Origin of the sequence: Brucella cytisi, from assembly GCF_038433355.1 — a bacterium.
GTDB lineage: Bacteria > Pseudomonadota > Alphaproteobacteria > Rhizobiales > Rhizobiaceae > Brucella > Brucella cytisi.
Window position 1 is genome coordinate 1 of record NZ_JBCAUP010000033.1, and the last position, 22,001, is coordinate 22,001.

Sequence of the window (22,001 nt, forward strand, 5' to 3'; positions counted from 1 at the left end):
GATAGCATATTGCCTCACCAGAATGCTCCCTAAGCCCTGCTGAGCGCTGGTAGTTGTTCATCTTCGCCAGACTCGTTTCCGAATATCATTCTATGCGCGCGATCGCGACGCCAGGCTTTCACCCGTCGTTGCACCGTACGGATTAGTGCATCAGGATACTCGCCGGGATAAATGCTTTGAAGTCGCTCCAGTAGCTCCCGGCCGGTTCTCCATGGCTCAGCTTCAAACCAACTGTAAAGATCATTCGTGACGTTAACCAGCGGGTCAGGCCGCCGTCGCTCGCGTTTCAGTTTTGGCTTTGCTTTCGCGGTCGGACGAACTTCGCCCTCCGTCCACGCGATACGCAGGCTTCGCAAAAAGCTCTCGATATCGGGAGCCTCGCTTGAGGGTGCTCCCTGATGCGCAATGTCGGCAAGCCGCTGTTGTCCTGCACGAATGTTTCGGAGGAGCATCACAGGGTCGAGTTGCTCACTCATGCGCACCAAGGGGTCGCGTACCTCGACCGCCGTCCTTGCATCCGACAATAGCCGTTGATGTGGCGTCGCGGGAGAAGAGTAGAGCTTCTTGACCATCGCTCCATTTCGCTGCTTCTCGAGCAATTTAAACGACGGTTGAAAGAAGTTCACGAACAAGCGTACCGAACGATAAAGCTCCGCAAGTGTTGCTGCAGCTTCAACACCCTCATACCGATGATAGCCAACAATTCGGCGGACGACCGATCCGTTTTTCTGCTCCACATAAGCCTGATCATTTTTGCGATATGGCCGACAGCGAGTGAATTCGATATCTGAATGAACGCAATAGTCCCTGAGGGTCTCGTTGATGAATACGCTATCGTTATCCGTATCAAAGCCAAGCAGCGGGAACGGCATCATGCGGCGAAGCTCGGTCAAAACTTCCGTCAAGAGCTTCTGTTCGCGAACAATCAGAGGCGCGCACTCGGTCCAACCGGTCGCAATATCCGTAAGGACAAGAGTATGAATAAAGCTGCCGCGTGCGTTGGGACCGGAGTGCGACACAAGATCGGCCTCGATGAAGCCAGGTGCGGGATCACCCCAGTCGGAGAATTTTCGAATTGGGATACTCCGCTTCAATGCCGATGAAGCAACGGAACGTCGGCGTCGACGGCCGCCTGCTGTTTCTCGCACGCTTTTCAATGCACGGTCGATGGTAGCCGCACTCATCTGTAGCAGAAGTGTGCGGACCTGATCGTCTAACTTCAAATGGCCATGTTGTTCCATCGCCGAGATCAGAATTGGCAGCAAGGGCTTCAATCGTTTGCCGCAGATGCGGTCAGAGGCTTCCCACAGAACAATAAGAGACTGTCGGGTCGCCTCGTTATAAATCTGCGCCCGCGTTCGCGATTGCGGTTGCTTATCTGCCCCCCGCAATAAACGCATCGCGTGTTTTCGATGCATCCCACTGATCGATACGAACTGATCGAGGATCTGCGATTTTTCCTCCCGCTTTCCGGCCGCATAGCGCTTTGCCAGAGCAGCAACCAATTCCTTCTTCGTCGTCACGCTGATCAGCCTCATCTGATTTGCTCCGCACCCACAAATGCTGGGAGCAAATCAGATGAGGCAACGGCCAACAATCAGGGAACATTTCTAGTGAGGCAATGCGCGTCTCATCCTGATTGTCGCGCTATAGCCATTGCCTTCATCGCTGGATTGAAGCGCCCATCTTTCTCGCTTTTTCTTCTTCCCATCGCATTAATTTGCGCGTGGGGCCAAGTCGATGAACTCCATGATCCCTTTGTTGGTCCCGCGATCCGCGCTGAACTGGGCGGTGCATATTTCACTCACGGATACCTGTCAGCGATAGCGGGGATAGTTGGCCCTCTAATCGTCTGGGCGGTAATCCGGTTGTATCGGGTGAGAGCCAAACACTGACCGCCGCATTATCCCGTGTATCGGTTCAAGGCCTGGCTTTCTCGTGCGTGCACTCCCAAACGAATTTTCATTTAATGCAAAACGCGTGTTCTGATTGCCAGGTGACAAAAAGAGGATCGGCACCGGTCTGGATCAACGGACCCACTAAGTACTGGTGCTATTCGAAACGACGCAAACTCATCCGTTTTTCTCATTTGCGTCAACCCGTTGTCGACCGCATAAGCCATGGATGGTCGCCGCAAAAGATCGCGGGAGAATAAAGGCTCGTGCTGGTTTACGAAGGCAGAGACGAGCAACAAGTGCAGCGATTTAACAGTGGAAATCAAATCGACAGTCTATATAGGTGAAAGCACACAATTTCACGTATCATCATGACATCGGCAGCCATGCAGATAGGTTTTTACGCACCACTGAAGTCTCCCGAGCATCCCGTTCCCTCGGGAGACAGGAAAATGGCCCGCTTGCTGATCCAGGCACTGGAAACCGCCGGGCATGAAGTGGAGCTGATCTCGCAACTACGCAGCTTTCATGGAGCACCCAACGGCTACGCGGGATTGCACGACGAAGCAAATCATGAATTGAACCGGCTTCGCCAACGATGGAACACCGGGTGCAAACCAGATGTCTGGTTCTCATATCATGTCTATTACAAATCACCCGACCTGCTCGGGCCGGTTATTTGCAGGGAACTGGACATACCCTACGTGACGGCCGAAGCCTCCTATGCCCCAAAGCGCGATCGTGACGGCTGGCAAACCGAACAGCAAATTGTCCGGCAAGCGGTTACCACAGCCGCCCTCAACATCTGTTTCACTGAGCGTGATCGAGATGGCCTCGCAAAGCTCTTACCCAGCACCTCGCTGGTGCTCTTTCCTCCATTTATCGATGTGGCTCCCTATCGGCAGGTGCTGCCCGACCGCAATCCTGCGCGGCTCATAACCATCGCAATGATGCGAAGCGGCGATAAGCTTGCTAGTTATGACATGCTTGCTTCGGCTCTGGAACGGTTGAACAATCGAGACTGGACCTTGAGCATTATTGGTGATGGCCCGGAAAAAGAGGCCGTAAGAAAGCTTTTCGCACCGTTCGAAGGAAATATCGAATGGCTGGGTCAGAAATCCGAAGCTGAAATCGCCGCCCTGCTTCAGGCGGGGGGCATTTTTGTCTGGCCTGGCACGGGTGAAGCCTATGGCATAGCATATCTCGAAGCGCAGGCAGCCGGTTTGCCCGTGGTCGCACAGTCAACGGCAGGCGTGCCAGCGGTCGTCATGTCGGGAAAAACCGGTCTCCTGGTCGAGGAAGGCGACTTCAAGGCCTATGCCGATGCCATTCAGTCATTGCTCGATGACCCGAAGAAGGCTATGGCGCTTGGACAGGCCGCCCAGCGGTTCGTCCACAGCGAGCGGTCGCTCGAGCCAGCCTCGATCAAATTGAATGAACTCTTAAACGGTCTCTTACAAAGGCGTGAGAAAGGCGACAATGGTGGATGACCCCATATGGGCCCCCCTTCGGTCCGAGATGAAGCGATGGTCTCGTGCCGGACGTGTCGCTCAGTTCTGGCTGCGTGATGACGATGCTGTTGAGCCCACCCCTATGCTCGACCGTCTTGTCGAGCTCTCCAGCCATTATCATGTGCCGGTTACCCTGGCTGTTATTCCAGCACCAACGGGCGAAGAATTGGCCCAAAAGCTTTCAGGGATGGATCTCGTTACAGTCACCGTGCATGGCTGGTCACATGAGAGCTATGCAGGCCCCGGCCAGAAGAAGCAGGAACTCGGGCTTGAACGGCCACTCGCAATGGTTCTCGATCAGTTGAAAGCCGGACTTTCCAAACTGGAAACACTCTACCGCGGACAATTTTCGCCAGTTCTGGTTCCGCCCTGGAACCGGATTGACCGCGGCATTCGCATGGAGCTGACAATGACAGGCTTCCGCGCACTTTCAGTTTTCGGCATGGCCACAACGAGGCCGGGCGAAATCCAGTGCATCAACACCCATGTCGATCTAATAGACTGGCACGGGACGCGCGGTTGCCGCCCTCACGGTGATCTTGTGGCTGATATCGTAACCCAGATGAAACAGCGCTTTGATGGCAGTAACGAGCCGATCGGTATTTTGACCCATCATCTCGTACACGATGAAGTAGCATGGGCTTTTTTGAACCAGTTGTTCGAGGTGACCAGAACTATGCAGGGAGTTGCATGGAAGAAACTATCCGATCTCCTCGACTGAGCTGCCTTCGCCCTTAGAAACGTTCAGATCATTACGACTTGACGGTCGCGGGCCGCAAAAGCCATGGGAAACAGTTCTTGCGTTGCCCGCTCGCATTCGTCCAGCGCTTGATCTGTACGGTTCGGGGCATGATGAAACAGCGCGAAGCTTTTCACAGCTGCAGCCTTTGCCAGCTGAACGCCGTGACGCCAGGTTGAATGCCCGTAGCCAAAGCAGCGTTTCATTTCATCATCAGTATAGGTGCAGTCATAGACCATTAGATCGACATTCCCTATCAGAGCGAGCACATTTGGATCGAGCCGGTCACCGACATGCTCCGTATCATAGATCAGCGCCACCGATTTTCCCGCCCACTCGATACGATAACCGACGCAACCGCCGGGATGATTAAGATCCCCCGTGCGTATAATCACGCCGTCGCACGGGATCAGATCGTCGCCAGTTTGAAAATCCTGAAACTCGACATTCGCTTTCCATACATCTGGTGCAATAGGAAAGAACGGCGGGCGCATGAACTCATTGAGCAACTCTCTCGTTGTCTTCAGACCGTGCAGATGGCCGGACCAGAATTTCACTTGCACCGCCGGATTATAAACTGGCGAAAAGTAAGGCAGACCCATGATGTGATCGTAGTGGGAATGCGTGAAGAACAGATTGCACTGCGATACCCCCTCCGCGACCATCGCCTCTCCGGCTTCCCGGATTCCCGAACCGGCATCGAAGATCAGCCTGTGCTCACCACATTGCAACTCTATGCAGGGCGTATTTCCACCATAGTGCTCAAAATCAGGTCCTGAGACCGGAATACTGCCCCGCGTCCCCCAAAACCTGACCCTTATCCCTTTATCCGTCATCGTACCCACCACCCGGTTCTGCTGCCAGTATGCCCCATCTTAAAATGCCACGCTTGCATTTGGACGCACAATGGATCTCAGAATATATATCGATCAGTCTCGTGGCCGTTCCCCAATGTTCTAGCATCTCCACCAGAAACCAGGTTCAGAATGTTGAATTTATTCCGATACCCGTCAACAAGACCATCCGTCGAATTGCGAATCTAGCAGATTTTTCGTGTTGGACGTTTGAACACGCATATTTGTCCGACCGGGTTCAAGCCTCACAATCAATCCAGTATTAGTCGATAGCAATTTGTTTTTTAAGCTTTATGACATCTAATATCCTTTACCGACCGGAATAGGAATCTCCCGTTCATGCCCCTTGCAGAAATGCCGACCATAGCCGTCATCGCTGACGCCCACTTCCACGATCTGTACGGCGACTATGATTTCAAGGGAATTGAAACCGAACACGGTCACATGACCGCAAGGCGATTAACTGATACCGTCCGCTCAACACGCGTTTTCAACGAAAGCCATCATGCTTTGCACGCCGCGCTCGATGAAGTCGCCAGACAAGGGATCAGACATGTTATCCTGCTTGGCGATTATTCCGACGACGGCCAGGTCTCGACGCTCGCTGCTCTTCAACGCGTACTTGGTTTCTACCGACATGCTTACGGAATGATTTTCACAGCCGTTCCGGGAAACCATGATATTTTCGGTCCGACCGGGCGCCATCACGGCAAACGCCTGTTGAATGCAGATGGTAGCTACACCTTTGTGACCAGCAGTGCAGGGTTCATCGACCGGGAAGCTGACGGCCTTGTTCTCACGCCGAAAATGTACTGTCAAGGTTATCCCGAGGGCTTGCAGGCCATAACCGATCTTGGCTTCTTTCGCCGGAATAACGATCTCCACTGGGAGACACCCTTTGGAACAGACGACACGCCAGAGAGCCGCCGTTATAGCGTGACCTCACCAGATGGCAGCAATCGCTACGCCCTGATGGACGCTTCTTATCTGGTGGAACCCGTACCAGACCTCTGGCTGCTCATGCTCGATGCCAATGTCTTCGCGCCACGCGATGGAAGCTTTGAGGAAGGAGAAGCGCAAGCGTTCGTGGATAGCACGAATGCCGGCTGGAATGCCGTGGCAGAACATAAGCACTTCCTGTTCCAATGGATGCAGAACGTAGCCCGACGAGCACGTGAGAGCGGGAAAAGCCTGCTTACCTTCTCGCATTATCCAGCTATCGACATGCTGAACGGTACAAGTGCGGATGAATTATCGCTGATCGGTTCGACCGGGGCCGTAGAACGAACCCCTGCTCCGGCAACAGTGCAGGCAATTGCACGTACGGGAATTGGCGTTCATTTCAGCGGTCACCTGCATATCAACGATACGGCAAGGGCAACCATCGACGGGGACTGGCTGATTAATGTCGGTGTGCCTTCGCTCGTGGCATTCCCGCCCGCGTTCAAGATCGTCAGAATGGACGCTGACAGCATCTCGATCGAAACCGTAATGCTTGATGGGCTCGCCAGGGATCCCGGCCTCGATGCACAGTACAAAGTGGAACTGGCGCACACGCGAAAGGATGTCGGTGAAATTCTCGTTGCGCCGGACTATGGTTCGTTTCTCTCCGAACACGTGCATCAACTTGTCATCCATCGCTATCTGCGCAAGGAATGGCCGAAAGATCTTGCCTCCGTCGCAAGGGTTCTCAGGCTTACCGACCTGGTATTTCTTTTAAAACAGACCTCGTCCATGAGCATGAACGAGGCGACCGGTGTATTCACGACTATGCGGAATGATCGTGCTTCAGAAGATGACGTAAACGCGTTCTGTGCCGAAAATGCTCTCCATGGCGAGACGCTTTACGCCGTTTCGTTTCTGGAACTGCTGGGCGACTGGTACCGTCTGCGCAAAGCAAGCGAGCTGGCACTTGGATGGATATGTCCGAAACGGCTGCGCATCTATCATACGTTTATTGCGGTTTTTGCGTCCAGAACCGACGAACCCGGGAGCCTCCAGGAAAAAATCGGTATTCTGTTTCGCATGATGGGCTCTTATCTGGGCGGTCTGCCCTCGCGTAACTTCCGCATTGGACTTGCGGACGGCTCCGTTCACTCAATCTAGTGTCGACTCCGCTCCTGTGTTAGTTCCGCCGTTGTCTGGCTGAGCCTGCTTGCCAGAACCCGCATGATCTCGATCGTCATTTCGGGATAGTCGGTCAGGAGTTTCAGGAAATGTTCCTTGCTGATGCGCAGCGCTTCAAGTGTCGTCGAGGCTGTCACGGTTGCCGTACGAGACACGTCACAGAGAATGCCGATCTCTCCAACGATTGAATCATGCTGTGCCTCCGCGATCTTGATTGATCCGCCAGGCGTATCGACAAGAATATCGGCATTGCCCGAAAGGATGACATAGGCCGCGTCCGCAATATCACCCTGATGGAACAGCGACTGGTTCGCCTTGTAACTGACACGGTCAGACGTAAACGCCAGAAGCTTCAACTTTGCCGGCGCCACACCGGCAAAGAGAGGAACGCGTCGCAACAGCTCCACTTCGTCTTTTAGTAGCATGTACCCACCATTTCCTTCGCCCTGCCCTCTGTCCCGGTGGAAACCGATCGAACAAACTTATTGTGCAATCAATTCCTTGAACACGCCTTCCTCCTTGAGCAACGTCTCGTAAGTTCCGTCCTGAACCAGACGCCCCCCTGCAAATACGATAACGCGATCAAAATTACTGGCGAGTGGAAAATTGCTCAGTGTCCATATTATAGCAGGAGTATGTCCTTCTTCGTGAAGGTTTTGCATTATATTCTTTGCGATTTGAATTTGCACCCTTTGGTCCAATGCTGGCAAAGGTCTATTGAAAATCACATAATCCGCATGCTTGAGTAAAGCACGCGCGACATTGATCTTCTGCCGCTGAACACTTGTCAGTCGTTTCCCGCCTGAACCCACATCGAAATCAAGCCCGATCGAAAGAATCGCTTCCGATTGGCCCAAATCCTCGAAGAGGTCGATGAGGACCGTCCGGATACGTTCCATCGCATCGGCCTGACCGTAACTGATCTTGCCAAAAAGAAGGTTGTCGAGGAGGCTTGCGCTGGAAATGAACCTGTCTGGATGATATGTCTCGATCACAGCGCGCAGGTCGGGCGGCATATCCTTTGCGACCTGCTTTCGTGCCGCGACAATTCTGGCCTTGAGTGCATCGGTCAGCAGACCGAAACGATGGCGCGGTTCGATATACGCAAAGCTAAGGCGGGTGATACTGCCCCAGTCCTCCGGTGAAACAACCCCGACCTTGGAATCTTTCAATTTCTGCAGAAGCAGCTGATACGTCGGGATATCCTCCGGATGCATGAAAGTAAGCTGCTGGAAGAAGGGGTGGTCTGCCGGCAGATCCTGGAAAAGCTCGATCGCATTCTCCGCGATCTCAAGACCCATATGATAAAGGTCTCCGTAGAGATCGTTTTCGATCATGATTTTTTGAAAGAAGGGGTGCGCAGCCAGTTGCCTGATTGGCATTGTCGAACGGTCGAGCACACCAAAAAGCAGGTTTTCGCCAATGGTTGCCTGAGGGTTGTACTCGTCCGGCTCAAAGGGAACCACGAGGTCATCCAGGTCTTCCTTACCCAGTCTGTCACGCAATGCCTGCCGGAGTTCTACGATGTGTTCCACAAGCTCAGGATGAGCGATCGTGTCAACCTGCGACCGTAGCGCCAGATCAATGATGTCCTGCTTGATCAGAACAGCTTCCAGTACTGGGCGAACGACCTTATAGAGTTCCGTCGCATCCGATATTCCCATCGACGCATAATCGACCCAATCGCTGTTCAGGTCGAGATCCGGGTTCTTCGCCCTCATAGCTTCCTGAACCTGCCAGCGGCGCTGTGTAGCCGCAGCTCCCTCGTATCGGACCTCGGTCAACGGCGCATGCTTGAGGCCATATAACAGATTATCGCGCAGTGACCCGCTGAAGAAATAGGCGTCGGACGAGGCATAGGCAATACGACGACCAGTGATAGATTCCGGCAGCGAGAGAATATCCTGACCATCGATGGTAAGCCGTCCTGAATCGGGCCAGACAAACCGGGCCAGAAGCTCGGCAAAGACCTCACTGCCACTACCTGCCGGTCCAATGACGGCAACCGTTTCGGTCGGGCGGATTTCAATGTTGAGATGTTCCAGCAGGCGTCCGCCGCTGTCATCCAGAACGGTCACATTGGTGGCGACAAACGATTGGCCAAGGGGCTGAGTCGTCTTGTATTCGACAGCATGAATTTTTGGATCGATGAGATTGTCGACGCTGAACTGCTCAACGACCTGCGCATATTTAACCTGCACATCCTGCCGCGACTGATCCCAGTCGATCAGCTCCTTCAAGGGCCCGGGAAGATCCTTGTAGGCATTGATCACCGCCACAAGCTGGCCGATATCGAGACGGCCCTGCAACGCAAGGATGCCGCCAATCATGTAAAAAAGGAATGGCGTAACCTGTGCCAGGAAGTTATTGATGAATTTGACCAGAAACTTCCACTGATAAAGATCGTAGCGGATAGTGAAGATGCGTCCCAACCGCTCGGCGATATCTGCGCGCTCGAAATTGGAAGTATCGTTGCCATGGATGGTATTGATACCATCGACGATCTCACCCACACGACCTGAGAGCTGGCGGGCCGTGAGCTGGCGCTGGCGCCCTAGTTCGAGCAGGCGCTTGCGCATTCTGGGAATGATAATGCCTTGTGCCGCAACGATGACTGCGGCGATCATACCGAGCCAGAAATTTTGCATCAAAATAAAGATCAGCGCTGTCAACGCCTGACCACCCAGCAAGGCTGGCTGAACGAATGCGTCACCGGTGAAGCCGCCCATCGGCTCCACCTCATCCTTGATCATCGTAGCGATTTCCGCCGAGCGGACCCGCTTGAAATGATAGGGCGGGAAACGGAGAACCCGATCGATCAGCTCGAAACGGATACGCCGCAGCATACGCTCGCCAAGGCGCCCCTTATAGGTGTTGATGTAGAGCTTGAAGAGACCGTTGATGACGACGAGCAGGAGAAAAACCAGGCTAAGAGCCACAAGCATCTGAATACGGTTGAGCTGCAACCCGTCAAAAAATACCACCTCTCCAAAATAAGGGAGGTTGTAGGTCAGGCGCATGAACGCCTGTGTCGCACCCGGTGTTTCGAATCCTCCACCCTGGATCGGCCCGTTGATAATCTGCTTTGGCAGGTCAAATGACAGAAAATAAGGGATCATCGATAATGCGACGACCGCAAGAATCCAGACCTGCTGTAATCGCGTAGAGGACCAGATATAGCGGGCAAGTCTCTTTTCCATGAGTCACCATTTGTCAGAGCGACAGACTGCTTCTTTCTTCGTATATGCGATTAATGAAAAGTGCTCTATCTTTTTGTTTGTACCGATAAAATTGTCTGCTTCGCATAACGCATACTGGCTTTTCACATCATTGGACACAGGCAGCCTTCATACCAGTGAGGCGGCCTGCTCAGCTGAAACCACATAAACCCGATGCGGATTTGAACGCCCGCGAATCAAGATTTCCTCCGCGTCCAGACCTTCCACATGCATACCGGCAAGGACTGCGACCGGCTCCGATAGGACGATTGCGGCCTGTTGTGCCTTGGCGACACTTTCCAGCCTGCTGGCAACATTGACAGTATCTCCAACTGCCGTCAGCCCCTTCACCTTATCATAACCCATGGTTCCGACGATGGCGGGACCGACATGCACGCCGATCGCAACCCGCAACGGCAGCGAAAGCTCGTCGGCCATCTCCTCGTTCAGGAGCTCAATCTCCCGCACGATCTGCACCGCCGCCGCAAGGGCATTCCGACAGCCCTCCTCACGTGATCCCCGCAATCCGAACAACGCCATCGCGCCATCCCCGATAAATTTGTCCAGCCTGCCATTGGCCTGCTGAACTGCTTGACCGACAACTGCAAAGTAGCGGTTGAGGAGAAAAACGACATCATAAGGTAATTTGGTTTCCGCCAGTTGTGTAAAACTGCGCAGATCGCAAAACAGCACCGTAATTTCCCGCTCCTGCCCGGAAACCGTCAGCTGCGCTGCGTCTTCTGATGCTATATCGGGGTCGGGCATGAGCAATGGCACCACACTTACATTCCTTGCAGGACGCAACTGGCAGCCCAGGCGGACATCACGGTCGGCGCCGATGCGACGCAGCGTTTCTTCTTCGATCGAGCCGGCTAAAGGCAAATCATCACCGCCCTTGATCACCCGGACACGGCAGGTCGAGCAGCGGCCTTTACCACCACATACAGAGTAATGCGGGATCCCTGCAATCCGACTTGCCTCAAGAATGCTGAAACCCTGCGGAACGGTTACGATTTCACCGCTCGAATAGGTTATCCTGATCTGGTTCGCCCGTTGCCGCCAACTGCGCAAAGCACGAAACAGCAACAGCATTCCGAGACCAACGATGAATAGGCCATAAAGTGCCACCCTGATTTGAAACTGGCTTTTCTCATCGATGGTTCGCGAAAGCCGCATGTTTTCATCGCCGGACAACGAAGCCGCCTCGACAGGAATACTGGCAAGGTAACGACCAGAATTCGCAAAGCCCAGCAGTGCAAGAACCGGCAATAGAATGGCCAGACTCAAGAGAAGCGGTGCTGCGCGAAGAAACCAGCGACGCGGGCGAAGCCAGAAATAGATGCCGATGCATCCATGTACCCACGCCACAAGAAGAGCCACAGTCTGTTTCACGCCGTTGAAAGGAGAGGCCACCCACAGCGTATGGATGATATTTCGATAGGTATCACTATAACCGACCAGTTCGTGCCGAATACGCGTGCCGATCACATGCTCCATGATCAATAGCGGGATCAGCAGGCCGAAGAAAATCTGCATGGTTTCGCCAAACGGCAGCTTCAGCGAGCGCCGGTTGTATAGTGAGCGAAATACCAGGCTCAAATGGACGAAAATAGCACCATAGAGAAGCGTCGTTCCAACCGGATTGCGCCAAAGAAGCAGAAAGAGCAGCCTGCCCTTTTCCGCCGAATTCAGCGAGATCAGATTCAGCGCATGATTGCTCATGTGCAACGCGAGGAACGTTACCATGACAAGCCCTGATGCCAGCCGAGCTTTTCGCAACAGGCGCTCGGATGGAAAACGGGCTTTTGACGGTGCTTTCATTCAGGCTTTGAACCGGTTTCTGGCAGGCTGCTCATGTCAGCACTAATCTTATAACATCTCTCATGAAGAGGGTAATCCGCTTTCGCGAATATCTTATCGGAGTGACCGAAGATAGCAGGCCGTTTTCCGGGCTCCGTCGAGATCAAGCGCCGTCATCGGCGGTCGTGGATTTTCAAGCGCCGCAGAAATTGCATCGCTCAGAACCTGAACATCGAGGCAATCCTCGGAAATGGTTATGGCAAGCCCCATTTCCTCAAGCCGTTGGGCTCGCACCGCCTGTTCAGTCTCGCCACCCCGGGTGAAAGGCACCAGAATAGCCCGGCATCCCGCCTGCAACAGATCGCAGACAGTGTTATACCCGGCTTGCGATACAGAAACTTCGGCCCCTCGCAAAAGCGACGGGAAATCATTGCGGAACCGTACCACGTCTACATTGGGCGGGCTGTCTTGCAGGAGTTTCTGGAAATCGGTCTCTGGAAGATTGGGGCCAGCAATAACACACCACTTGTGCCGCGCATGCTGACGGGCAGCGCCAAGCGCAGAATGAACCAACGCAGCCCCCACTGCACCGCCACCTGCAGAAATGACAATATCAAATTTTTGCGTGATCGCCGGTGCTGGCGGAGCCGCGACCAGACCCGTATGCACAATTCGATCGGCAATCTCTTCCGCCAGCGGAAAACTACAGGACAACGGCACAAAATTCTCATCGCCATGCACCAGAACACAATCGAAATGAGCCCTGATCAGGGCTACCGTTTCCTCGTTCCGACCCGGTTTCGTCCGCTGTTGAACGATATCGCGCACAGATGTGATGAGCTTCGGGCGCGGCAGGGAGCTTTCGATGGCCTCGATCAGCGGAATGAGCTCAAACCGCATTTGCCGCCTTCCGAAAGGAAAGGCCTCGATGATTACCATATCCGGCTTTAACCGGTGAAATATTTCCAGCAGCCTGTCCCGGCGACAGGATAGAAACGTTTCATTCGCCGGTTGCCCCTCGCTATCTGCAAGGCCGGAAAAACCCGCATTACTCGCAACGACCGGAGGCAATGCGATTACTGAAATGCCATCTGCCGGGAAGCCGGGAACAGGAAGTCCTCCTGTAATCACGGTCACGTCGAAACCGTCGTCCTTCATCGCCGATGCTATACGGCTTGCCCGTGCAATATGCCCTATCCCCAAAAGATGCTGGACATAAAATAATGCTTTCGGTGCCAAGCTTCCGGACCTGCCACTCATGCCTTCGTCCATTCCCGTTCAAATAGTTCCGTCAACTGACGAATGCTTGCGTGGTAATCGAAATGATATCGGACACGATGTTCCGCCGCATTGCCCATCCGATGACGCAGCTGTGGATCATTGGCGAGCTGCGTTAGTGCAGCGGCAAGGGCTTCCGGATCTTCGGAAGGTACCAAGATGCCGTTGTCACCATCGCTCAACAGTTCCGGAACGCCCGAAATATTGGTCGAAACACAAACAAGGTTCTGGCTCGAAGCTTCAACGATCACATTGGGCAAACCGTCGCGGTCGCCATCTGCGGTGATACGACACGCAAGGGCAAAGATATCGGATTGACGATAGTGCTTCAGCACCTCTTCCTGCGCCAGAGCACCTTTCCATTCAATTCGATCAGCCAAGCCAAGGGCATCGGCGAGCGGCTTCAGACTAGCAAGCTGATCGCCACCGCCAATATGCGTGAAACGCCAGTGAATACTGAGCGGTAGGCGTGCCAGGGCCCTGAGAAGCACATCATAGCCCTTTTTGGGTACCGCCCGTCCGACACTGAGGATCCGTAACGGATCACGGGGATCGGTGCCATCCCTCAATGAACGCGGCTCCTCAAAAAGACCGAAGCGGTCGAGATCGAGCCCATGATAACTCAGATGAACCGCTTCCTCGCGCTCTGTCAGGCTTCGCATGTGCTCGTAGCCGGTTCGTGTACAGGTGACGCTCCAGCGCGCGCGACTGAGTTTCTCCGCCAGCTCCCAGTCCGGCGACGTCCAGATGTCCTTGGCATGAGCAGAACACGTCCATGGCACGCCGGTGAGAAGACTTGCGTAAGCCGTAACCGAGGCTGGCGTATGGATGAAATGCGCATGCAGCCACTCGGCCTGATCCGGCCATTCGTGGGCAAGCACCATGGCCTGTCCAAGGCGCCTTACGCGGTTTGGTGTAAAATCCCGCCGCAAGTCCTTCAGGAACTGGCCCAAAAGCGGGCGAAAGCCGGGGCGACGCAATGCCGTCCGCAAGCCACGCAAGACCCGCAGTGGCTCCTCATAAAGATATTCCGGCAGGTACACGACGCGAGCCTTGATCTCCTCATGAACTGGATGCCGCTTTTTGTCTGTGGGACGGCGCATGGAAATGAGTGTCAGGTCGAAACCAGCGCGTTCCAGTCCCAGGAGTTCTTGCGCGATGAAGGTTTCTGAAAGACGCGGATAGCCTTTCAACACGACAAGCAGTTTTCGGCGAATGGGCACCGGGGCCAGACTATTTTGCGGCAATGAGGGTCTCCGGGACGGTTCCCGAAAGCTGCACGCTCTCATCCAGCCATTCTCCGACAATCTGGGAAATATGTGGCAATCCCTCCAGACGCATCTCGCTATGGCTTGCCGACGGCGGCAACCGGTCTGGCAAGCGTTGCAGTACTTCTGCCAGACGTCGAGGGTCTTCTGCTTCGTGAGGAAGCAGAATTTCGATCAGATCGAGTTCTGCAGCGCGGCGGGCGCGGATGAGTTGTTCTTCACGTGGCTCGACGCGAGGAACGATCAGCGCCGGTTTGTCGAACGACAATATCTCGCAATAGGTATTATAGCCTCCCATGGAGACAACTGCTTTTGCGCCGGCGATCAGATCTTCCATGCGGTTGTCGAATTCGATCACCGCCAGATGAGGAATTTTTTGCGCACTTTTGCGCAACTTCGCCCGCTCTTTTGCAGGCATATATGGCCCCAGAACAATGAACGCACGGTGTTGGAGCTCCGGCACTTTTCGATAGGCATTGATTACATTGCGCACCAGATCCGCACCGTCACCGCCACCGCCAGTCGTGACCAGGATATAGTCGCCACTCGGAACATGTGGCGATAATACCTTATCGTGGGCAAGACTGCGCTGGAGGAAACCAACAAAATTCATCTTCCGCCGCACACTATCGGGCACATTCATGTCAACGAGCGGATCATAGAAATCAGGTGGACCGTACACCCAGATATTGTCGTAATACTGGTCCATTTTCTCAATAATGTTGTTCTTCTTCCACTCGGTTTCCAGAAGCTGCGGCGCGTCCATCACCTCGCGCAGTCCGAGAATAAGTTTCGTGCCCTGTGTCTTGAGATATGACAGCGTTTCTTCAACTTCACCCTTCAGCCCCATCGGCTCCTTGTCGACGATGAAAATATCAGGCTGGAAGGTCTCTGCCGTGTGCCGAATGATCGACCGGCGCATCTTGAGTGTGTCGTGTAGATCAATATGGCTGGCCAGCGAAGTATATTCGCCGTTGCGCAACTTGATCACGCTCGGCACTTTCACAAAATCAACACGGGCGCGATAATCGAAAGCCCCGGCAATCGTGGCACCCGATATGATCAGGATGTTAAGTCCACGATAATCCTCGACCAAAGCATGAGCGATAGTCCTGCAACGCCTTAAATGTCCCAGCCCGAACGTATCGTGGCTGTACATCAGAATACGCGCATCTTCAAAACGGCGCATCATGTTCAAAACCTTTCCGGTGCAGGGTGCGCTTGCAGCTCATTCGGGGCGAAATATCCAGATTTTTTAAATACGGCGATGCCTGAAAATTGCACGCGGTGTAGCCTCTTAGTTCCGTTTATCTGTAAGGATCCGCTGCATCGCGCAAGCCATCTCCCAAAAAATTGAACGCGAGAATGACAAGAATGACGGGAACCATGGGAAGCAATAGCCAGGGATAGAAAGCGATGACACTTACGTTTCGGGCCTCGGTTAGAAGAATTCCCCAGCTTGTAACAGGAGGTCTAAGCCCTAGCCCCAAAAAACTCAACGCTGTTTCCCCAAGAATCATTCCCGGGATCGAAATCGTTGCCGCGGCGATCAGATGCGACATGAAGCCAGGTACAAGGTGCAGACCGATAATGCGCCGACCGCTCGCCCCCATCAACTGAGCGGCCAGAACGTAATCTTCCTCGCGAAGTGCCAGAATTTTCGAACGAACGGCACGCGCGAGTCCGGTCCAGTCGAGCATACCCAGAATGATGGTAATACCGAAATAGATCAGGATCGGGCTCCATGAAACCGGCATTACTGCCGATAGGGCCATCCAGAGCGGCAGGCTCGGCAAAGCCTGCAAGACCTCGATTATCCGCTGGACGATCAGATCAAACCAGCCGCCGCGATAACCCGCAATACCACCGATGATAATACCAAGCACGAAACTGATGGTGATGCCCAGCAGACCGATAGTAAGTGAAATCCGGGCGCCATAAATGATCCGGGACAGTACGTCCCGACCGAGACGGTCGGTCCCGAGGAGAAACATCTGCCCGCCTGGAGCGGGACAGACGAGGTGAAGATTGCCGTTGAACAGTCCCCAGAAGCGGTAGTTGTCACCCCGGCAGAAAAAGCGTAGCGGCTGCACATCTGATCTCTTTTCACTATACACGCGCCGCAGCGTATCCATATTGAGCGTCATTTCGCGCCCATAGACGAATGGTCCGACAAGCTTTCCTTCGTGAAACAGGTGTATTCTTTGCGGAGGGGCATGGATGAAATCGACGTTTCGTGTGTGCAGATTGTAAGGTGCCAGAAACTCGGCAATGATGATGGCGCCATAAAGCAGGATCAGGAAGATACCGGATGCAAGCGCAAGTTTGTGACGCTTGAACTTCCACCACATCAGCTGGCGCTGCGACGCCAGATGAATTTTCGCCTGCGCATCCGTCATCTTCTCGACGGAATAAGGATCGAACGGCGTATCCGAAACGAAATGTGGAAGAGGTGCACCCGGAGGCGGAAGCATGGCACTCACTTTCTGTACCCCCCCTGCAGACGGATCCGCGGATCCAGGATCGCCAGTGCGATGTCGGAGATGAGCATTCCGATGACCGTGAGAAACGCAAGAAACATCAAGAACGAGCCTGCCAGATACATATCCTGGCTCTGTAACGCCTTGATCAGCATGGGCCCCGTCGTTTCCAGCGACAGCACGATCGCCGTAATTTCAGCACCTGATATGATAGTCGGCAATATGGAGCCGATGTCGGCCACGAAGAAATTCAGTGCCATGCGAAGCGGATATTTCACCAGAGCGCGGAACGGATGCAGCCCCTTGGCTCGCGCGGTCATGACATATTGTTTCTGCAATTCGTCGAGAAGATTGGCGCGCAACCGTCTGATCATGCCAGCAGTTCCGGCGGTCCCGACGATGATCACGGGAATCCACAAATGCTCCAGAATGGATTTTGCCTTCGCCCAGCTCATCGGTTCCGCGATGTATTTCTGGTCCATCAGGTGACCTATGGATGTCCCAAACCAGATATTGGCGAAATACATGAGTATCAAAGCCAGCATGAAGTTCGGAATGGCGATGCCAAGCAGGCCGAACAGTGAAAACCCGTAGTCACCCCAGCTATATTGATGCGTCGCCGAGTACATGCCGATTGGAAAGGCAATCAGCCAGGTTAAGATAATCGTACATACCGAGACCAGGATCGTGAGCCATAGTCTGTCACCTACGACTTCGCTGACCGGCAGCTGATATTCAAACGAGTATCCGAAATCCCCACGTAACATCCCGCCCAGCCAGTAGAAGTAGCGTATGATCGGCGGCTTGTCGAAACCGTACTGACGGCGCATTTCCTCGATTTCCTGAAGATTGACCGTCTCGCCCTGTGCTTGCAACTCGGCAATCTGGCTTTCGAAGAAATTTCCCGGTGGCAGTTCTATGATCGTGAAAACAAGCGCAGAGATAAGCAACAGGGTTGGGACCATGGCGAAAATGCGCCAGAGGATATAACGCAGCATGTCAGCGCCCCCTCTGTGGTGTGTCCGCCAGCCAGAAAGTATCCGGCATATACACGCCCAGGAAGGAGGTCGGATTGAAACCCCACAATCCTTTTTCCGGTACGTTACGCAGATACGATGTATGAAGGATCGGCTGCGGTGTGGAGTTAACGAGGCCGATTGAGAACACCTGATCGGTGAAGATGGATAGCATCCTGTGCCATATTTCGGTTCGCTCGTTCAAATTGACCGACGATCGCCATTGCTCCTGCAACGTACAAAGCTCCAACACCTCAGGCAGGTCGGGCGCCGTGCCCTTCGATCCAAGCGATAGCTGATACATGGCCCAGAGCGGCCACTGCAGCTGATCGTCCGAGCTTGGTGCCAGTTGGGCGGGATTCATGTCTGCGGTGGCAACGCCGTTCTCGATTCCGAACCATATGGACATCATAATCCGCCCGCCCATAGCGCGAGACCGGAAAATATCGCGCTGGCTGGTACGGGTAAATAAAGCGATGCCAATGTTGCGCCAATGATCGGTGACCAGCTCCAGCACGTCCGTATCCAGTGTGCTTTCGCCGGCCGATTCGATGGTGATCTCTGCGGGCCGCCCATCCGGCAACAGGCGGATACCGTTCGCCCCGCGCCTTTGCAGTCCAGCTTGATCGAGCAGTGCATTCGCCTGATCAGGGTCGTGCTGGATCCAGGCATTTGCATATTCAGGCCGATAGAGCGGGCTTTCCGGCAGTAAAGTGTCGGCGCTGGGCTTACCCAACCCATAGAACACCGCCATATTGATCTCGTGCCGGTCAATACCAAGCGAAAGAGCTCGTCTGACGCGGACGTCTTTGAAAAGGTTGCGCCACCCATCGTCCGCACAGTTTAGATTGGGAAGGATCGCAAGGCGCGATCCACGCGTCATCGTCCACAGATTGACTTTTACGGGATAACGTTTCTCGGCATCCTTCAGAAAGGCATAGTCTGTAAAATCGATATTCGTCGCCTGAAGATCACTTTCCCCGGCACCGGCCTTGGCCGGAATAATGGAGGATGAGCTGATATTGAGTATGACCCGATCAATATATGGCAGTTGCCGCCCGTTTTCGTCGATACGATGGAAATAAGGGTTGCGCTCAAAGACGAACTGCTCGGCGGGCGGCGCGGTCGTGTTGCGCCAAGGGTCAAGAACCGGTAGTTCAGGGTTCTCTGGCCGATACTGACGTGCCACCTTTGTGTGAAGCTCTGTCCATTTCTTGGCGCGATACTGTTTCATCAGCGACGAAAGGCGGAACGGATCCTGATACTTCCGGTGGAACTGGCGCAGATAGTGGAACGGTCCGAAAAGGACAATTGGTTGTGCGGCCGCCAGACCTGGCAGAAAATCCGGATTTGGCGATTGCCAGCGATAACGGACAGTGCGTTCGTCGATAAGTTCGAATTCCGGTAACCGGCCATCGATGCGCAGCTCAAGCGCACCTCCGTCCGGCGTCAGCTCCGGATTGAGAATGACGTCGTTCCACCAATATGCGAAATCCATGGCCGTAAACGGCTTGCCGTCCGACCAGCAATGTCCCGAACGCAAATGAAGGGTATAAACCCTGTCGCCCTCTGACTCATAGTTTTCCAGTATGTCAGGCTGCAATTCAAGCCGCTCATCATAGCCAACCAGACGCGCATAACCGTTGATGGTCATGTAACGGATATCTTTCTGGCTGCCGATGATCGTGCGTAGCTCCCCGCCATAACGGCCCGGTTGGCGTCCCATGTCCTTCAAACGAACAATACGGGGTTGCTTTGGAATCCGCTGCGCCAGCGGCGGCAAGCTGCGGGCGATCAACTCGGGATGAAAAAAATCCGGCTCACGTTCTCTATCCGCAAAGGCTGGAAGCGGGAGAAAGGAGCCGACCATCCCGCACAGCATGGTTCTGCGGGTAATCAATTTATCAACTCCCCGATAGCCGCATCGCGGCTTGCCAGTACGAGATGGCCACTACCAAGGTTAATCGGTGACAGTTCACCTTCCTCGCCCGAAAACGCTGCCCCCCAGAGATGTCGATCCGACGCACCGCTTGCACGCAGCATGTCGAAATCCAGTGGCTTGTCCAAATCCGGGAAAGGCACCGCAGCAAGCAGGGCTTTCGTGTAGGGATGAGCTGGCTTTCGGAGAATGATTTCGCGGGGTGCCAGCTCAACGATCCGCCCACCACACATGACAGCAATCCGGTCAGCCATATAGTCTACGACTGCCAGATTGTGCGAGATGAAAAGATAGGTCAGACCGAGTTCCTTCTGGAGGTCCTTCAGGAGGTTGAGGATCTGCGCCTGCACCGAAACGTCAAGTGCAGATACCGGTTCATCACACACCACAAGTTTCGGCCCAAGTGCAAGTGCGCGCGCAATGCCGATCCGCTGGCGCTGGCCACCAGAAAAACTGTGCGGATAACGGCTGAGATAACGCTCGTCGAGGCCAATCGCCCGTATCAGCATCCGCACTTTCTGTTGGCAGTAGGCTTTGTCGCCACGCTTGTGAATCTCCAGGGGCTCGCTCAAGATGCTGCCGATTGTCATTCGCGGCGACAAGGACGAGACCGGATCCTGAAATATCATCTGGATTTTTGTACGCAAATCCATCAATTGCGCACCGTCTGCAGCAAGTACATCGACCGGCCCGTCCCCGTCATCGAAGGTTACCGAGCCTTGATCGGGGGTGACGGCACGCATCAGAATCTTGCTGACCGTGGTCTTTCCAGAGCCGCTTTCACCAACAAGGCCGAAACATTCCCCTCGCCTTATATCGAAACTGACATCATCGACAGCACGCACCGAGGCCGCTTTGCTTTCAACAAACATGCCCGCTTTGCGGATGCTATATGTCTTGGTCAGATTACGGGCAGACAGCAACACTTCGGGTGCGTCCCCGCTTGTTGCCTTCTTCTTCCACAGCGTTTCAGTACTGACCGGAACCTCGCGCAAGGCTTTCAGCCGTTCACCGGGGCGCATGTCAAAATGCGGGACCGCAGCCAGCAGGCCTTTCAAATAAGGATGCCGCGGATTACGGAAAATATCTTCTACCGGGCCCGCTTCCAGAATCTGCCCATGATAGATGACCACCACTTCGTTAGCCAGATTGGCAACGACGCCAAGATCGTGAGTGATCAACAAAATTGCCATATTGAGTTTATGCTGCAGATTACGAAGCAGTTCGAGAACCTGCGCCTGGATCGTCACATCGAGCGCCGTCGTCGGCTCATCGGCGATCAGAAGTGCCGGGCGGCATATCAGGGCCATGGCGATCATGGCACGCTGGCGCATTCCGCCCGAAAGCTCGAAAGGATACATGTCGAAGGTTCGGGACGGGTTTGAGAAACCGACCAGTCCCAGCATCTCCTCCGCATTAGCGCGTCGCTCGGCTTTCGTCATGTCGGCATGAACGGTCAACACTTCGCTGATCTGATTGCCAACCGTGTGGAGTGGCGATAACGAAGTCATCGGCTCCTGGAATATCTTGGCAATACGACTGCCGCGCAGGGCGCGAATTTCAGGCCCCTCCTTCTGCAACCCGAGAATATCAGTCGTCTCACCACTTATCGGATCGGTGAATAAAATTTTCCCTTCTGCCTCGCCATTACGAGGCAGAATTCCCATGATCGACTGGCTGATGACGGATTTACCGGATCCGGATTCTCCAACAAGCGCGGTTACTTTGCCGGGCAGAATGCGCAGGTTGGCATCCTTGACCACGCTCCATTTGTTGCCCAGCATGGAAAAGGAAATGTCCAAGCCCTCGACGCGTAACAAATCCGTACCCGACTTCATGCGAAACTATCAATCCCCAAGCGCCTTCGCGGCCATAA

At 54.2% G+C, this 22,001-nt stretch carries 15 protein-coding genes; 3 read left to right on the forward strand and 12 right to left on the reverse strand.

What is annotated here, in order from left to right; all coding sequences use genetic code 11:
- Positions 1–29: 29 nt before the first annotated feature.
- Positions 30–1,538 carry an integrase catalytic domain-containing protein gene (locus AAE521_RS23350; protein ID WP_342062163.1) on the reverse strand — a complete coding sequence of 503 codons (1,509 nt, stop codon included), beginning with the start codon at positions 1,536–1,538 and terminating at the stop codon, positions 30–32.
- A gap of 743 nt (positions 1,539–2,281) precedes the next feature.
- On the opposite strand from AAE521_RS23350, the gene AAE521_RS23355 reads away from it, so the two are divergent.
- Positions 2,282–3,385: a glycosyltransferase family 4 protein gene (locus tag AAE521_RS23355; protein ID WP_342062690.1), complete on the forward strand. Its 1,104-nt coding sequence runs from the start codon at positions 2,282–2,284 to the stop codon at positions 3,383–3,385.
- Positions 3,375–4,127, forward strand: a complete 753-nt coding sequence (locus AAE521_RS23360; protein ID WP_342062633.1) for a polysaccharide deacetylase family protein — start codon at positions 3,375–3,377, stop codon at positions 4,125–4,127. Before AAE521_RS23355 ends, AAE521_RS23360 begins: the two co-directional genes overlap by 11 nt.
- Before the next feature lie 23 nt (positions 4,128–4,150).
- On the opposite strand, the gene AAE521_RS23365 is transcribed toward AAE521_RS23360, so the two are convergent.
- Entirely contained in the window at positions 4,151–4,981 is an 831-nt protein-coding gene (locus tag AAE521_RS23365) for an MBL fold metallo-hydrolase (RefSeq protein WP_342062634.1), read from the reverse strand.
- Positions 4,982–5,338: 357 nt separating this feature from the next.
- On the opposite strand from AAE521_RS23365, the gene AAE521_RS23370 reads away from it, so the two are divergent.
- Positions 5,339–7,105 (forward strand): metallophosphoesterase family protein, encoded by a 1,767-nt coding sequence (locus AAE521_RS23370; RefSeq protein WP_342062635.1) that lies wholly within the window; start codon positions 5,339–5,341, stop codon positions 7,103–7,105.
- On the opposite strand, the gene AAE521_RS23375 is transcribed toward AAE521_RS23370, so the two are convergent.
- The 10 genes from AAE521_RS23375 to AAE521_RS23420 form a co-directional block, all read right to left on the reverse strand.
- Positions 7,102–7,551, reverse strand: coding sequence for a cyclic nucleotide-binding domain-containing protein (locus AAE521_RS23375; RefSeq protein ID WP_342062637.1), 450 nt, complete (start codon positions 7,549–7,551; stop codon positions 7,102–7,104). The two genes, AAE521_RS23370 and AAE521_RS23375, sit on opposite strands and share 4 nt — an antisense overlap.
- Before the next feature lie 57 nt (positions 7,552–7,608).
- On the reverse strand, positions 7,609–10,326 hold the full coding sequence (locus AAE521_RS23380) for an ABC transporter transmembrane domain-containing protein (protein WP_342062638.1): 2,718 nt from the start codon (positions 10,324–10,326) through the stop codon (positions 7,609–7,611).
- Positions 10,327–10,473: 147 nt separating this feature from the next.
- Complete coding sequence (locus AAE521_RS23385; RefSeq protein ID WP_342062639.1) at positions 10,474–12,165, reverse strand: adenylate/guanylate cyclase domain-containing protein; 1,692 nt, start codon at positions 12,163–12,165, stop codon at positions 10,474–10,476.
- A 93-nt stretch (positions 12,166–12,258) separates the two neighbouring features.
- Positions 12,259–13,404: a glycosyltransferase family protein gene (locus AAE521_RS23390; RefSeq protein ID WP_342062641.1), complete on the reverse strand. Its 1,146-nt coding sequence runs from the start codon at positions 13,402–13,404 to the stop codon at positions 12,259–12,261.
- Positions 13,401–14,645, reverse strand: coding sequence for a glycosyltransferase (locus AAE521_RS23395; protein WP_342062692.1), 1,245 nt, complete (start codon positions 14,643–14,645; stop codon positions 13,401–13,403). Before AAE521_RS23395 ends, AAE521_RS23390 begins: the two co-directional genes overlap by 4 nt.
- A 10-nt stretch (positions 14,646–14,655) precedes the next feature.
- Positions 14,656–15,882, reverse strand: coding sequence for a glycosyltransferase family protein (locus AAE521_RS23400; protein WP_342062642.1), 1,227 nt, complete (start codon positions 15,880–15,882; stop codon positions 14,656–14,658).
- A 115-nt stretch (positions 15,883–15,997) separates the two neighbouring features.
- On the reverse strand, positions 15,998–17,164 hold the full coding sequence (locus tag AAE521_RS23405) for an ABC transporter permease (protein WP_071632405.1): 1,167 nt from the start codon (positions 17,162–17,164) through the stop codon (positions 15,998–16,000).
- Between the two features lie 5 nt (positions 17,165–17,169).
- The gene (locus tag AAE521_RS23410; protein ID WP_342062644.1) at positions 17,170–18,168 is read right to left on the reverse strand and encodes an ABC transporter permease; all 999 of its coding nucleotides are present in this window, start codon (positions 18,166–18,168) and stop codon (positions 17,170–17,172) included.
- A gap of 1 nt (position 18,169) precedes the next feature.
- Positions 18,170–20,086 carry an ABC transporter substrate-binding protein gene (locus AAE521_RS23415; RefSeq protein WP_342062645.1) on the reverse strand — a complete coding sequence of 639 codons (1,917 nt, stop codon included), beginning with the start codon at positions 20,084–20,086 and terminating at the stop codon, positions 18,170–18,172.
- Positions 20,083–21,963, reverse strand: a complete 1,881-nt coding sequence (locus AAE521_RS23420) for an ABC transporter ATP-binding protein (protein ID WP_342062647.1) — start codon at positions 21,961–21,963, stop codon at positions 20,083–20,085. Before AAE521_RS23420 ends, AAE521_RS23415 begins: the two co-directional genes overlap by 4 nt.
- Positions 21,964–22,001: the final 38 nt, after the last annotated feature.

Bases quoted from the DNA above. Each gene is read 5' to 3' on its own strand.
- AAE521_RS23400 (WP_342062642.1), bottom strand. From the start codon at position 15,882: ATGATGCGCCGTTTTGAAGATGCGCGTATTCTGATGTACAGCCACGAT.
- AAE521_RS23355 (WP_342062690.1), top strand. From the start codon at position 2,282: ATGCAGATAGGTTTTTACGCACCACTGAAGTCTCCCGAGCATCCCGTT.
- AAE521_RS23365 (WP_342062634.1), bottom strand. From the start codon at position 4,981: ATGACGGATAAAGGGATAAGGGTCAGGTTTTGGGGGACGCGGGGCAGT.
- AAE521_RS23420 (WP_342062647.1), bottom strand. From the start codon at position 21,963: ATGAAGTCGGGTACGGATTTGTTACGCGTCGAGGGCTTGGACATTTCC.
- AAE521_RS23350 (WP_342062163.1), bottom strand. From the start codon at position 1,538: ATGAGGCTGATCAGCGTGACGACGAAGAAGGAATTGGTTGCTGCTCTG.
- AAE521_RS23380 (WP_342062638.1), bottom strand. From the start codon at position 10,326: ATGGAAAAGAGACTTGCCCGCTATATCTGGTCCTCTACGCGATTACAG.
- AAE521_RS23385 (WP_342062639.1), bottom strand. From the start codon at position 12,165: ATGAAAGCACCGTCAAAAGCCCGTTTTCCATCCGAGCGCCTGTTGCGA.
- AAE521_RS23410 (WP_342062644.1), bottom strand. From the start codon at position 18,168: ATGCTGCGTTATATCCTCTGGCGCATTTTCGCCATGGTCCCAACCCTG.
- AAE521_RS23390 (WP_342062641.1), bottom strand. From the start codon at position 13,404: ATGAGTGGCAGGTCCGGAAGCTTGGCACCGAAAGCATTATTTTATGTC.
- AAE521_RS23405 (WP_071632405.1), bottom strand. From the start codon at position 17,164: ATGCTTCCGCCTCCGGGTGCACCTCTTCCACATTTCGTTTCGGATACG.
- AAE521_RS23375 (WP_342062637.1), bottom strand. From the start codon at position 7,551: ATGCTACTAAAAGACGAAGTGGAGCTGTTGCGACGCGTTCCTCTCTTT.
- AAE521_RS23360 (WP_342062633.1), top strand. From the start codon at position 3,375: ATGGTGGATGACCCCATATGGGCCCCCCTTCGGTCCGAGATGAAGCGA.
- AAE521_RS23370 (WP_342062635.1), top strand. From the start codon at position 5,339: ATGCCCCTTGCAGAAATGCCGACCATAGCCGTCATCGCTGACGCCCAC.